The following is a 13,495-nucleotide window of genomic DNA, read 5'->3' as shown; positions in this document are numbered from 1 at the left end:
CCAGTACACGAAAAACAGGCAGCAAAGCGCCGTCTACAGGGCCATACTCAGGGTGAGGCATCACGCCATCCGGAACTAACGGGCACCTTGTCCTATCCAATCCTATGAGCGTGGGCCGTGGTGGCCGGCCACCGGGCACGGACAATCAGGGTCAGTAGCCGGCCATCAGGGTGTCTTGCGTTGTCAGCATTCCGCAGAGGGCCGGTTATGGTGAAAAAAGACCAGCATCACGACGCACAGGGACAGAACCGTTTCGTCGACTCCCTGGTTGACTACACCAAAGAACACAAGGCGAAGCACTGGGAAGGAACCTTCGGTGAGTTCCTCCGGGAAGTGCTTCCCACGGCGCCGGAGGCGCTGGCCCGGACCAGTCACCAGTACCTCTGGGACATGATCCGGTGGCATGGCAGCGAACGGTCGGACGAGGGTGAGCACATCACCCGCTATGATCTCTTCGCCAACGACCTGTTCGGCATGGACGAATCCTTGGAGCGGGTCGCCAACTACTTCAAGGCCGCCAGCGAAGGCTCCGAGGTGGGCCGGCGTCTGCTTCTGCTGCTGGGCCCGCCCTCCGGCGGCAAATCCAGCCTGGTCACGCTGCTCAAGCGTGGGCTGGAGGAGTACAGCCTCACCGACGATGGCGCCATGTATGCCATCAAGGGCTCCCCGATCCACGAAAACCCGCTGCTTCTGATCCCCCACAGCAAGCGGGCCGAGTTCCGCGACACCTACGGCGTGAACATCGAGGGCGAACTCTCCCCCTACACGCGGGCCATGCTCGACGAAGAGTACGAGGGGGACTTCACCAAGGTGCCAGTGGAGCGCGTGTTCATCAACGAGGCCGGCCGGGTGGGCGTGGGCACCTACGCACCCCACGACCCCACCACCGCCGACATCGCCGACCTGGTGGGCTCGGTGGATCTTTCCAAGGTGGCCGAATACGGCGACGAGGGAAACCCACGTGCCTGGTCCTGGTCCGGCGCCGTGTATGCCGCCAACCGCGGCATGCTGGAGATGATCGAGATCCTCAAGGTCAAGCGGGAGTTCCTCTATCTGCTGCTGACGCTGACCCAGGAAAAGAACATCAAGGTCTCGCGGTTCCCGCTGATTCACATGGACCAGACCATTGTCGCCCACACCAACCTGGCAGAGTTCCGCAAGTTCCTCCAGGAAAAGGAAAACGAGGCACTGCTGGACCGCATGGTCATCATCCAGGTGCCCTACACCCTGCGCTACCAGGATGAGGCACGGATCTACGAGAAGCTCACCTCGTCGACCCCCACGTTCAAGGAAGTCCACCTGGATCCCCATGCCCTGAAGGCAGCGGCGGTGTTCGCCGTGCTGACCCGGCTCAAGCCCTCGGAGCGTGCGGACCTGGACCTTACCAAGAAGCTCCGGCTCCACGCCGGGGAGGACGTGGAAGGGGTCTCCCATTCGGAGATCGAGAAAATCCGCAACGAGAATCCGGACGAGGGCATGGACGGTGTTAGCCCGCGCTTCATCGTCAACACTTTGGCGGGCGCCATCAGCCGCAGCGAGAACAAGAGCCTGACCACCCTGGACGTGCTCATCTCGCTGAAGGACGCCATCGAGTCGGATGCCCGCATGGACGCCAAGGAGAAGAAGACCTGGATCGATCTGCTGGTGACCACACGCAAGGACTTCTACAACCGCTGGGTCAAGGAGGACGTGCACAAGGCGCTGTTCGTCTCCTTCGAGCAGGAGGCGCAGGACCTGCTGGAGAAGTACCTGGACGAGGTGGAAGCGGTGCTGGACAGCCGCAAGGTCCAGGACCCCATCACCGGCGAGGAGCGCGAGGCCGATGAGCGCTTTCTGCGCGGCGTGGAAGAGAAGATCAGCATCTCGGACGCAGGCAAACACTCCTTCCGGCAGGAGGTGGTCCGCAAGGCCATGGGCTCCTACAAGCGCGGCGAGAAGTTCACGCTGGGCAGTCACGCCCGGCTGCGCGATGCCGTGGAGCAGTACCTGTTCCAGGAGCGGCGCGACGTGCTGCGCCTGGTGACCTCCAGTGCCCGGCCCGACGACGAGACGCAGAAGAAGGTCTCCGCCGTCGAAGACCGTCTGGTCAGCGACTACGGGTATGACGCACACAGCGCCCGCGAGGCTCTGAACTACGTCACGACCCTGCTCTCCCAGGAATGACCGGCCCGCCCCCGGGCGCGCCCGGGGGCCGGTTAACGGAGGCAGCATGCGCGACGACGACAGACAGCCCATCTCCCGCATGGCGGTGCAGCACCGCTGGTACGACCTGTTCTCCCGCGGCGCCCGCGACTGGCTACGCCACAACCAGAAGGTCCGCGACGCGGTCCGCGAGCACCTGCCCGACATGGCCACCGGTTCCGACATCCTCAGCCGGCCCGGCGACCGCACCGTGCAGGTCCCGGTACGGTTCATGGAGCACTACCGCTTCCGCCTGCGCGACCCCCACGAGGACGACGGTGTCGGCCAGGGCAGTGGCGAGCCCGGTGATGTCTACCGCACCGGGGGTCAGCCCAAGCGCGGCAAGGGCAGTGGTGAGGGCGGTAGCGGCGAAGGCGAAATGCAGTTCGTGCTGGAGTTCCAGGTGGACGACATCGTGGACTGGATCTGGCAGGAACTGGAATTGCCCGACCTGAAACCCAAGACCGCTGACGCCCTGCAGGATGACGAACTTACCCCGGAGGGCTGGGACCGGCGTGGCCCCCGGGCACGGCTGGACCGCCGTCGCACGGTCAAGGAGGCGGTGAAACGGCGGGCGGTGCAGAAGGACCCGGTGCCGTTCACCGACGACGATCTGCGCTACCGGCAGCTCTCCAGGCGCCGACGGCCGGCCATGAATGCCGTCGTGGCCTTCGTTCTGGACGTCTCCGCCAGCATGGACGCCAACCGGCGCAAGCTGGCCAAGGCCTTCTTCTTCTGGGCCAGCCAGGGCCTGCGGCGCCAGTACGGCAACATCGAGACGGTGTTCGTGGCCCACACCAATGAGGCCTGGGAGTTCACCGAGGAGGAATTCTTCCAGATCAGCGCCACCGGCGGCACCGTGGCCTCCAGTGGCTTCCGCAAGGTGCAGGAGATCTTCACCGAGCGTTATGAGCCCAGTCACTACAACCAGTACGTCTTCTACGCCTCCGACGGCGACAACTTCGCCGACGACCGTGACGCCGCCGAGGCCCTGGCCGTGGAGCTGGGCAACCAGGTGAACTTCATGGGCTTCGTGGAGACACCGCAGAACCGCTTCGAGGCCTCCCGTTCCGAGACCGGGCGGCTGTTCAAGTCCCTGGAGGCACGCAACTTCCCCGTGAGCAGCTACACGGTGCATGGCAACGAGGATATCTGGGAGGCCATTCGCGCCTTCTTCCGCCGCCAGGCCACCGTGGAATCAGACTGACGGGCCGGGCCGCCTTGCCGACTAACGCTGGAGGTGACCGTGGAACACGTGCACGGACCGGAGATGAGCAACGAACAGCTGGCCGACTATGCCCCGCGTATCGAAGGGCTGGCGCGAGATCATGGCTTGAGCTTCTACCCAGTGGACTTCGAGCTGGTGCCCAGCCAGTTCATGATGGAGGTCGCCGTCTACGGGCTGCCGGTGCGCATGCCCCACTGGTCCTTCGGCGTGCGCTACATCTACCAGTACGTGCAGCACCGAATGGGCCACTCCAAAATCTTCGAGGTGGTGTTCCCCGGCAATCCCAACCGCGCCTACCTGGTGGACGACAACGCCCTGCCGGAGAACACCCTGGTCACCGCCCATGTGTTGGGGCATGCGGACTTCTCCCGTAACAACCAGCTGTTCGAGCGCATGCAGCACCAGGTGGGCTACCACATCGTCGAGCAGGCGGCGGAACGGGCCAACCGCATCCAGGCGGCCATCGAGACCCACGGCGAAAAACGCGTGGAAACAGTGCTGGATGCAGCCCTGGCCCTGGAATCCAACATCGATGTGAACCAGCCCCTGAACCGCCCCGACTACCCGGAAACCACGGAACGCCAGGAGCGTGGGCCGCTGGAGGGCTTTCAGCGCCACTACAGCCAGCTGCCGGGAGAAGAAGCGCCGGAACCGCCACCGCGGCATCAAACCGCCCCCATACCCCCGGCACCGGAGTACGATCTGCTGTGGTTCATGGCGCGCTACGCCCCGGAGATGGAGGACTGGGAGCGCGACATTTTCCTTGCCGTGCGCGAGGAGTCGTTCTACTTCTACCCGGTGTTCGCCTGCCAGATCATGAACGAGGGCTGGGCCAGCTACTGGCACGCGCGGCTGCTGCGGGAGGCGGATTTCCTGCCGCAACAGGTCTATCTGGACGCCATCAAGACACACTCGGACGTGGTCCGCCCCTATGCCGGCGACGATCAGGTGTCGTTGCGGGTCAACCCGTACCACCTGGGCTTTGCCATGTGGGAGCGGATTCTCAAGGACTGCAGCCTGGACGAGGCCCTGGCGATCCGCCGTGACGAGGACGACTTCAGCTTTATCCGTAACTACCTGGACGAGGACCTGGCCCGGGAGCTGCAGCTGTTCAACTTCACCCGCCGCCCCGGCGCCGGAGGCGAAGAACGGTACATTGTCCGCGACCGGGAAATCGACATGTTGCGGGAGAACATCGTGGCACCCAAGTTCAACTACGGCGGTCCGCGCATCTACGTCCGCAAGCTCGGCTACGACGGCAGCCTGGAACTGGGGCATGATGTGGAGTCCGACGGCCGTGGCCTGGACATCAACCGTTCCCGCAAGGTGCTCAACTACATCCAGCGCGTGTGGCGCCGCCCGGTGCGGCTGGAAACCGTTGACCACGCCGGCGACCCGAAGGTGCTGGAGCCGGAGGCCGAGGGGGAGGACGGATAGGCGATGCCGGGTTGCCCCGGTCGGCGATCGCGTAGGGCGGACCTTCAGGTCCGCCGATCAGGCTTCGATGAGCCGCCTTTGCTGGCATGCCTTTGGCGGCGGACGTAAACGCCCGCCCTACGGGTCCGCCCGACAGCTCGGGCTGCCGGTCTGCCCTGGCGCCGGAGCCCGGGAATCGTGGGCGATGACAGAACATCGCGGGCACCGCCTCAGGCAGGCCTTCATGCACGCTCCAGCGGGAAGGCAAGCACCTCGTCGATGGTGGTCGCCCCCAGGGCGACCATGAACAGCCGATCCAGCCCCAGCGCGACGCCGGCGCAATCAGGCAGGCCCGCGGCCAGCCCCGCCAGCAGGTTGTTGTCCATGGGCAGGACGGCCTGCCCCCTCCGGCGCCGCGTTTCCTGGTCCGCCTGAAACCGGCGACGCTGTTCCCCGGCATCACCCAGTTCATGGAAGCCGTTGGCGATTTCCATGCCTTCCAGGTAGCACTCGAAGCGCTCTGCCACCGGGGGTTCATCCCTGCGAATCCGCGCCAGGGCCGCCTGCTCCACCGGGAAATCGCAAATGAAGTCGATACACCCGCGGCCCAGACCAGGAACCACCTGGTGGGACAGCAGCAGATCCAACAACCCGCCCCGGTCCATGGCACTGGCCGGCGCAATCCCCAGGTCCCGCGCCCGTTCCAGCAGTTCGGCATCACCGTCACTGTGGGGGTCGATGCCCAGCGGCGCACACGCCTCGGCGTAGGTCCACACCCGCACGGGCCGCGCATCCCCGAGCACGTGTGCCACCAGGGCCGCCACTTCGTCCATGAGTGCGTGGTGGTCCCAGCCGGGACGGTACCACTCCAGCATGGTGAATTCGGGGTTGTGGCGCCGTCCCCGCTCGCCGCCGCGGAACACGCGACTGATCTGCCAGATCGGCCCCGATCCGGCGGCCAGCAGCCGTTTCATGGGGAATTCCGGCGAGGTGTGGAGGTACAGCGCTCCGCTCTCGGGGGCGCCCGGCCCGTCGTACCCCGTTACCAGAGGCTCCAGGTTGGGGTCGGTGCCCGCTGCAGCGGACAGCAGCGGGGTCTCCACTTCCAGCACGCCGCGCTGGTCGAAGAAGTCCCGCACGGCTGCAGTCAGCCGGGCACGGGCCCGGAGCGTCTCCAGGGAGGCGGAGGGCTGCCAGTCAGGTTTCATTGCCATGGATCTCCATCAGCTCCGGTGCGCAACGCTGCCCCGCCGGGTACCTGCAGCAACGGTCGCCACCGGTGCACATGGCGTTCTGTAGGCGCGCGCAGGCGCATCTTGATGCACCTTACAGGGACCCGCTTTCAGGGCAACCGCGGGTAAACGCGGCAATCGCCGGGATTGGTGTGCCTTCGATCCGGGGGCGCCGATCGGGTACTCCGGTCACGGACACGCTGTGAATAGGGCGCAACCGGGGGTCGGGGCCGTTGCCTTACGGTCGGGGCGTGTCGGGTGGCCGGGACCCGGTGAGCGCTCCGGCGCTTCGCCTAACTTCCCTTCTGGCGAAGGAAAGTTTCCGCCCCTATGGCCTGGCCGGCTTACAGCGCATCCCTGCGCTGGGCGCCGGTGGCCGCATCCCTGCGGCCACCCCTTCGGGGCCGGACGGCCTCCGGGTCGGAGCTCCGCGAGTCGCTTTCACCGGGTCCCGGCCACCCGACACACCGAGGCATGTTCAAGGCATGCGGCTTGCGGCTGACGGCAGAGGTGCCCAGCGACACCACCTCCCGGAGCATCCGGATCTGAGGGTTACTCCACCGCACCGTGCCACGCGCCGCAGGCGCTGATCGGGTGCTCCGGTCACGGACCGTCGCTGGCCATGGAGGGCCAGCGCCGAGCGTACAGGGATGTATTCACAGCGTGTCCGGGACCGGAGTACCCGATCGGCGCCCCCGGAACGAAGGCACCGGCAAAAGCGTGGTCAAAAGGGCCGGCCCCCGCAGCAGCGGCATGCGGTGCATCAAGATGCACCCTACGGGAGATAGCAGCGTTTTCCGGGGCGGAGGCGCGCCTCAGTCCTTGACGCGCCCGACGTACTCGCTCTTGCGGGTGTCGATCTTGATGGTCTCGCCCTCTTCCAGGAACAGCGGTACCCGCACCACGGCGCCCGTCTCCACGGTGGCCGGCTTGCTGCCGCCGCTGCTGGTGTCGCCGCGCACGCCCGGGTCGGTCTCGATCACCTTCAACTCGACGAACGACGGCGCATCCACCTGCAGAGGCTCGCCGTTCCAGAGCGTCACATTGCAGATGTCCTGCTCCTTGATCCACTTGTCAGCATCACCCATGGCCGCCTTGTTCGCCGCGACCTGATCGAACGTCTCCATATCCATGAAGTACCAGGACTCACCGTCGCTGTAGAGATACTGCAGCTCCGTCTCCAGCACGTCCGCGGCCTCAACCGATTCGCCGGACTTGAAGGTGCGGTCCAGCACCTTGCCGGTCTTGAGGTTGCGCAACTTGACGCGGTTGAAGGCCTGGCCCTTGCCGGGTTTCACGAACTCGTTCTCGACAATGCTGTAGGGCTCGCCGTCGAGCATCAGCTTGAGTCCGCCCTTGAACTGGTTAGTGGTGTAGGTCGCCATTGGCACTCCGTTGTGTACTGGAATCGCTGGGCGGCAACGCGGTGATTGCCGCACGCGATGAAAGTAAAACGCCGAAATGCTAACGAAAAATCGCCCGGGAAACACGCCCTCTGCACTGATAGGCAGCGGACAACCCGCGTACAATAGTCTCATGTCCAGTACTGCCGCCTCACCCACAACTGCCCGTCCCGCCTGGCAGACCGAGCTTGCGCGCGGGTTCCGCAACCCCGGCGAGCTGGTCGCCGCCCTGGATCTGCCCCCGGAGTGGGCTGCGGCAGCCCACTCCGGCCATGACGAATTCCCGACGCGGGTGCCCCGCGGCTTCGTCGCCCGCATGCGTCCCGGTGACCCGACGGACCCGCTCCTGCGACAGGTCCTGCCCCTGGCCGACGAGGAAATGCGCGACTCCCACTTCCACACTGACCCAGTGGGCGACCTGGGCGCCATGGGCACGCCCGGGGTCCTGCACAAGTACCACGGCCGTGCACTGCTGATCGTCACCGGCGCCTGCGCGGTCAACTGCCGTTACTGCTTCCGCCGCCACTTCCCCTACGGCGCCGCCCATGCGGCCAGAGACCAGTGGGGGCCGGCACTGAAGCATGTGGCCGGCGACCCGACCCTCACGGAGATCATTCTCAGCGGCGGTGACCCGCTGAGCCTTCCGGACCACCGATTGGCGGAGCTGGCCGGGCACCTGGGGGACATTCCCCATCTGCAGCGTCTGCGCGTGCACACCCGGCTGCCGATCGTGCTTCCGGAACGCGTCGATGGCGGGTTACTGGACTGGCTGGCGGCCGGGCGACTGCAACCGATCGTGGTCCTGCACGCCAACCATGCCAACGAGCTGGACGACAGCGTGGCCAGGGCCTGTGGTCGCCTGCGGGATGCCGGCGTTACCCTGCTCAACCAGGCAGTGCTGCTGCGTGGCGTGAATGATTCGGTGGACAGCCAGTGTGCGCTCAGCGAGCGGCTGTTCGAGCTGGGCGTGCTGCCCTATTACCTGCACCAGCTCGATCGGGTCGCCGGAGCCACCCATTTCCTTGTCCCGGAGACGGAGGCACGTACCCTCGCGGCTGCGCTGACCGAACGGCTGCCCGGGTACCTGGTGCCCACCCTGGCGCGGGAAGACGCAGGGGCGCCGGCGAAAACCCCGCTGATCACCCCCCGCCACGGCTGAAGGCCCGGACCGGCGCACTGCCCGGATTTGGCTTCCCCTCACCACATGCCTACACTGGCTGGGTAGAGGTCGCCAAACCCAGAATAAAGGACAACATGATCCGGGACGTATTTGCCGCCCTCCACGCCGACGTCCACGGCCTCGCGGACCCGACCGGGACCACGGGGGGCGCCAGAGTGGGTGATCTCAAGCGCTGGCTCCAGTCGTTGCCCCTGGCACACGCCACCGGGGCGGCGGAGCGGCTTCTCGCCCGCACCGAGGAACTCAATGCCGCGAAGCTCAGCGCCTCGCGCAGGGTCACGCTGTTACGCAACCTCGACCCGGCCGCTGAACAGATCCTGGGGCAGCTTCACGAAAGCTATCGGCAGGGCGCCCACCCCATGCCCGAGTCCGCCAGACAACAACTGCAGATGGCATTGGCGCTGATGGAAACCCTGGTTCGGGGCTACCGGCTGGCGCACGCAGCCTCCCGCCGCGGCAGCCGCACCGCTCGACTCGCCTCGGCCCGCATTCTGCATTACGGCGGGTTGGCACTCCAGGAGAGTCACCTCACCCACATGAGCCCACCGCCAGGCCTCTGGGCGCTGCTCCATGAGCACGGCCTGGAGGCCGGCCTCCGTCGCGCCAGCCTGCGGTACCGGCAGCTGCTGCTGGCAGCAGCCAGCAATCCCTGGGGCCTGACATCAACGGATGTTGCCGGCGTTTATCAGCAGGCCGGACGCCTGGCTCACCGCCTGCGGCTCATCGCCACCGACAAGGCCGGTGACGACACCCTCGCCATCGCGGTGACCAGTGATAACGGCCCCATGCCGCTGCGGGTCATCGGCCACCCGGACCAGCGGGCAGCCGCAGTGGACCCGCAACCGCTGCTTCGCACCCTGCGCCGAGAACTGAAGGCCAGCACGCGCCGCTGGCCGTGGGGGCGCCCACTGCCCGAAGACACACGGCGCCGACTACGCGCCATCGAGGCCGGCTTGGCCAAATCGGCACCCAGGCACTATCGGCGGCGCCAGGCCTCGGGGGAAGCAGAACTGGTCGCCGGCCTGACCCGCATCCACCGGACACTCACCGGGGACCCGGTCACGCCGCGGGTGGCAGAATTCCAGGCACGCTCCCCCAGGGGCGTGCACAGCGAGGCGGACGTCTGGAATCTGGTGTTCCCCGCGGAGGACCTCCTCGAGAAATACGACGTTCACAACGAAGAACAAAGACCCGCCACAGGACAGCCTCCCCCTGCCACCGAGGCCGTATCCACACGCTGGAACATGGTTGACCGGTCGGCGGGCGGCTACCGGGTACAGGCCGAAGGCGTCGGGGCCGGCTCCTTCCGTGTCGGCGAACTGATTCTCATCAGGGAACACCTGGAGGGCCAGGAACTCGCATGGGAGCTTGGCGTCATGCGCTGGTTGCGGCACCATCGCGGGGAGCAGATGGAGGCGGGAGTGCAGGTGGTCTCCCCCTGCCCCGAGCCGGTGCAGGTTCGTGGCGAAGGGATTAACGAGCGTCTGACCGCCCCTTTCGGGGCATTGATGACGCCGCCAATCCCCAGGCTGGGGATCGCCGCCACGATTCTGATCCCGCCACTGGAGCTGGCCGCTGGCCGTCCCCTGTGGCTACAGACGGCGCGCGGGCCGTCACCTCTGACTCTGCGTGAATGCACGGAACGCCAGAGCGGTTACTGCCGCTACACCTTTGCCCGGGACACCGGCTCCGGCGCGGCCGGAGCCTCCTGACAGGCATGCCGGGAACAGACAACCCAACAGGAAGGTTTTCATGAACCGGGACGACGTCGTCCGATTGCTGGTCGCCGAGACATCACTGAACGATGCGGAGATGTTCATCAGCGTGCTCCGCAATGCGGGACATGCGGTGCGTGCAAGCCACGTGGAGGATGTCGAGGATCTCCGGGACACGCTGGAGGAACATGCCTTCGAGCTGTTTCTCTGCAACACCGGTCTCGACTCGCTGGGCGTCGCCGACGCCGCCCACGCCATTCAGGAGAGCGGTCGCGATCTGCCGCTGATTGCGGTCACCGAAGAGGACGCCCCGGAACAGCGCCTCGAGGTCATGCAAACCGGCGCTCTGGATCTGGTGGCCAAGAGTGACCTGGAACACCTCAAGCTGGTGGTCCGCCGGGAACTGCGCCACCTGCGGGAGCGCCGGCGCCTGCGCCAGGTGGAGAAGGCGCTCAAGGAATCGGAACGCCGCGCCAGCGCCCTGCTGGACAGCTCCCGGGATGCTATCGCCTACGTCCACGAGGGCATGCACATCTACGCCAACCCGGCCTACATGGAGAAGTTCGGGGTGGAATCCTTCGACGATATCGAGGGCATGCCACTGCTGGACATGATTGCCGGCGAGGATCAGCAGACATTCAAGGAACTGCTGCGCCGTTACAGCCGGGGTGACCACAGTGAACCGGAAGCAAGCCTGCACATGGTCGCCGGCTCCGAAACACTGGCAGTCAACGTCCACCTTTCCTCCGCCACGGTGGATGGCGAAGCGTGCACCCAGGTGCTGATCCGCGATCAGTCCGACCAGCAGGACCTGGAAGCCCAGCTCGATTCGCTGAGCAAGGCCGACCTGCTCACGGGCCTGTACAACCGGACCCATTTTTTCCACTGCCTGGAACAGGCCGTGGACGAACTCGGTGGCGACGAGGAAAGCAGCCACGGCCTGCTCTACATCCAGGTGGAGAACCTGGAAGGCACCCGGCAGACACTGGGCATTGCCGCCAGCGACAAGGTGATGACCGACATCGCCGGCATCATCACCGGGGAAACCGACGCCAACGCCGAGGCGGGCCGCTTCGCCGACGACGTATTCGCGGTGCTGCTTCGCCACCAGGGGGTACACGACACCATCGCCCTGGCCGAAGCCATCCGGCAGAAGGTCGAGGACCACATTGTCGAAGTGGACCAGCACACCGTTACCGCCACCTGCACCATTGGCGCCGTCATGATCGGCGAGAAGACCAGGGATGCCAACGACGCCATCACCCGGGCTCACCGGGGATGTGAAATCGCCCGCGAGGCAGGCAGCAACCAGGTTCACCTCCTGCCCGCGGAGAGCGAGGACGGGGACGCCGGTGACGGCCAGCGCTGGCAGACCACGCTACAGGATGCCCTGGAGCGGGATGGTTTCCTGCTGGTGTACATGCCGGTGGCCTCACTGGGCGGTGACACCACGGCACGCTACGAGGTGCGCGTCAGGCTACGGGACGAGGACGGCGTCGAGATGATGGCGGCGGATTTCGTACCCCGGGCGGAAGAGATCGGCATGATGCCGCAGGTGGACCGCTGGGTCGTGGAACACGCGCTACAGACCCTCAAGTCCAAGCTCCAGGCGGACTCCGCCATGACGCTGATGATCAAGCTCTCCGGCCGGACGCTTTCCGAGCCATCGTTCCTCGAGTACCTGGGCGAGCGCATGAAAGCCCACGGCATCAAGGGGAAGAATCTCAACTTCGAGGTCAACGAGCCCGTGGCCGTCACCCAGCTTAACGAGGCGCGGGAGATGTTCCGCGGGCTCAAGGAACTGGGCTGCGGGTTCACCCTGGACCACTTCGGTAGCGGCGTGAACCCGTTCCAGCTGGTGAAGCATCTGCCGGCAGACTACCTCAAGCTGGACCGTTCCCTGGGTCAGGACCTGGCCACCAACGAGGAGACCCAGGAACGGGTCAAGGGCATCATCGAGAATGCCCATGCCATGAAGAAGAGCGTCATCGCCGGCTACGTCGAGGACGCCATGGCCATGGCCACGTACTGGCAACACCAGGTGGACTTCGTCCAGGGCCACTTCCTGCAGGCGCCCTCACGCAATCTGGACTACGATTTCACCGGCACGGTCATCTGAACGTGCCAAGGGACACTGCAGGGACGCGCTGAACTGATCCGGCGGCAGCGTTCAGCGCGTCCCGGGCTCAACCGTACCGGCGCTCGCGCAGCGCGGCGATACGATCCTCGAGTGGTGGGTGGCTCATCATCAGGCGCCTGAAGCCGGAGCCCATGCGCCCGGAGATGCCGAACGCTTCCACCTGCTCCGGGAGCGTGGACGGCTCCACGTTCTTCTTCAGCTTTTCCAGCGCCGCAATCATCTTCTCCCGCCCCGCAAAGTTGGCGCCACCCAGATCGGCACGATACTCGCGCTGCCGGGAGAACCACTGAACGATCATGCTGGCGATGATCCCCAGCACCACCTGCGCAATGATGGTGGTAATCCAGAAGCCGGGGCCGTAGCCACGCTGGTTCTTGAAGATCACCTTGTCCACGAACATGCCCACCACCCGCGAGAGCACGATCACGAAGGTGTTCAGCACGCCCTGGATCAGCGCCAGCGTCACCATGTCGCCATTCTGGATGTGGGCCACCTCGTGGCCAATCACCGCTTCGGCCTCATCGGAGCTCATCTGCCGCAGCAGTCCGGAGCTCACGGCCACAAGCGCGTCGTCCCGTTTCATGCCGGTGGCGAAGGCGTTGATCTCCGGGGCTTCGTAAACGCCCACCTCCGGCATGCCGATGCCCGCCTGCTGCGCATGCCGGCGCACCGTATCCACCAGCCACTGCTCGGTGGGATTGGCCGGCTTGTCGATGACCCGCATGCCAGTCATGCGCTTGGCCATCATTTTGGACATGGCCAGGGAAATGAACGACCCGCCCATGCCCAGCACGGCGGCCAGGATCAGGATGAAGGTGGTGTTCATGTGCATGCCTTCCCGGGCCATCATCGGCTCGATGAAGACGTTCAGCATGATCCCGAGCAGCAGCAGAATGCCCAGGTTGGTCATCAGAAACAGTGAGACGCGCTTCATGATCTGTCCGGATTCTCCTGTTGGAACATCAATCGGGACGGGCCCGACGTTACGCCCTTGAACATA

General features: G+C 65.7%; 9 protein-coding genes. 6 read left to right on the top strand and 3 right to left on the bottom strand.

Features of this window, described 5'->3' with window-relative positions; genetic code table 11:
* The first annotated feature begins 207 nt into the window (after positions 1-207).
* From KU884_RS04880 to KU884_RS04870, 3 genes are read left to right on the top strand one after another with little or no spacing between them, the layout of a single operon-like run.
* Complete coding sequence (locus KU884_RS04880) at positions 208-2,163, top strand: PrkA family serine protein kinase (RefSeq protein WP_167781562.1); 1,956 nt, start codon at positions 208-210, stop codon at positions 2,161-2,163.
* 46 nt (positions 2,164-2,209) lie between these two features.
* A complete protein-coding gene (locus tag KU884_RS04875) occupies positions 2,210-3,388 on the top strand; it encodes a DUF444 family protein (RefSeq protein ID WP_254432175.1) in 1,179 nt (392 codons plus the stop codon).
* A 39-nt stretch (positions 3,389-3,427) separates the two neighbouring features.
* Positions 3,428-4,846: a SpoVR family protein gene (locus KU884_RS04870; protein ID WP_254432174.1), complete on the top strand. Its 1,419-nt coding sequence runs from the start codon at positions 3,428-3,430 to the stop codon at positions 4,844-4,846.
* A 221-nt stretch (positions 4,847-5,067) separates the two neighbouring features.
* Here KU884_RS04870 and epmA read toward each other — a convergent pair whose 3' ends face one another.
* Positions 5,068-6,039 (bottom strand): EF-P lysine aminoacylase EpmA, encoded by a 972-nt coding sequence (epmA, locus tag KU884_RS04865; protein ID WP_371807948.1) that lies wholly within the window; start codon positions 6,037-6,039, stop codon positions 5,068-5,070.
* An 833-nt stretch (positions 6,040-6,872) separates the two neighbouring features.
* Positions 6,873-7,442, bottom strand: coding sequence for an elongation factor P (gene efp / locus KU884_RS04860; RefSeq protein ID WP_167781561.1), 570 nt, complete (start codon positions 7,440-7,442; stop codon positions 6,873-6,875).
* Between the two features lie 151 nt (positions 7,443-7,593).
* Here efp and epmB point away from each other — a divergent pair, with 151 nt between their 5' ends.
* The 3 genes from epmB (at position 7,594) to KU884_RS04845 (ending at position 12,474) form a co-directional block, all read left to right on the top strand.
* Positions 7,594-8,619, top strand: coding sequence for an EF-P beta-lysylation protein EpmB (gene epmB / locus KU884_RS04855; RefSeq protein ID WP_167781560.1), 1,026 nt, complete (start codon positions 7,594-7,596; stop codon positions 8,617-8,619).
* 95 nt (positions 8,620-8,714) lie between these two features.
* Positions 8,715-10,352, top strand: a complete 1,638-nt coding sequence (locus tag KU884_RS04850) for a hypothetical protein (RefSeq protein ID WP_167781559.1) — start codon at positions 8,715-8,717, stop codon at positions 10,350-10,352.
* Between the two features lie 40 nt (positions 10,353-10,392).
* A complete protein-coding gene (locus KU884_RS04845) occupies positions 10,393-12,474 on the top strand; it encodes an EAL domain-containing protein (RefSeq protein WP_167781558.1) in 2,082 nt (693 codons plus the stop codon).
* A 67-nt stretch (positions 12,475-12,541) separates the two neighbouring features.
* On the opposite strand, the gene htpX is transcribed toward KU884_RS04845, so the two are convergent.
* On the bottom strand, positions 12,542-13,429 hold the full coding sequence (htpX, locus tag KU884_RS04840) for a protease HtpX (RefSeq protein ID WP_167781557.1): 888 nt from the start codon (positions 13,427-13,429) through the stop codon (positions 12,542-12,544).
* Positions 13,430-13,495 lie beyond the last annotated feature (66 nt).

It is taken from the genome of Aquisalimonas sp. 2447 (genome assembly GCF_012044895.1).
GTDB lineage: Bacteria > Pseudomonadota > Gammaproteobacteria > Nitrococcales > Aquisalimonadaceae > Aquisalimonas.
Note: the sequence above shows the minus strand (reverse complement) of the source record. Positions and strands in the feature narration are given on the sequence as shown.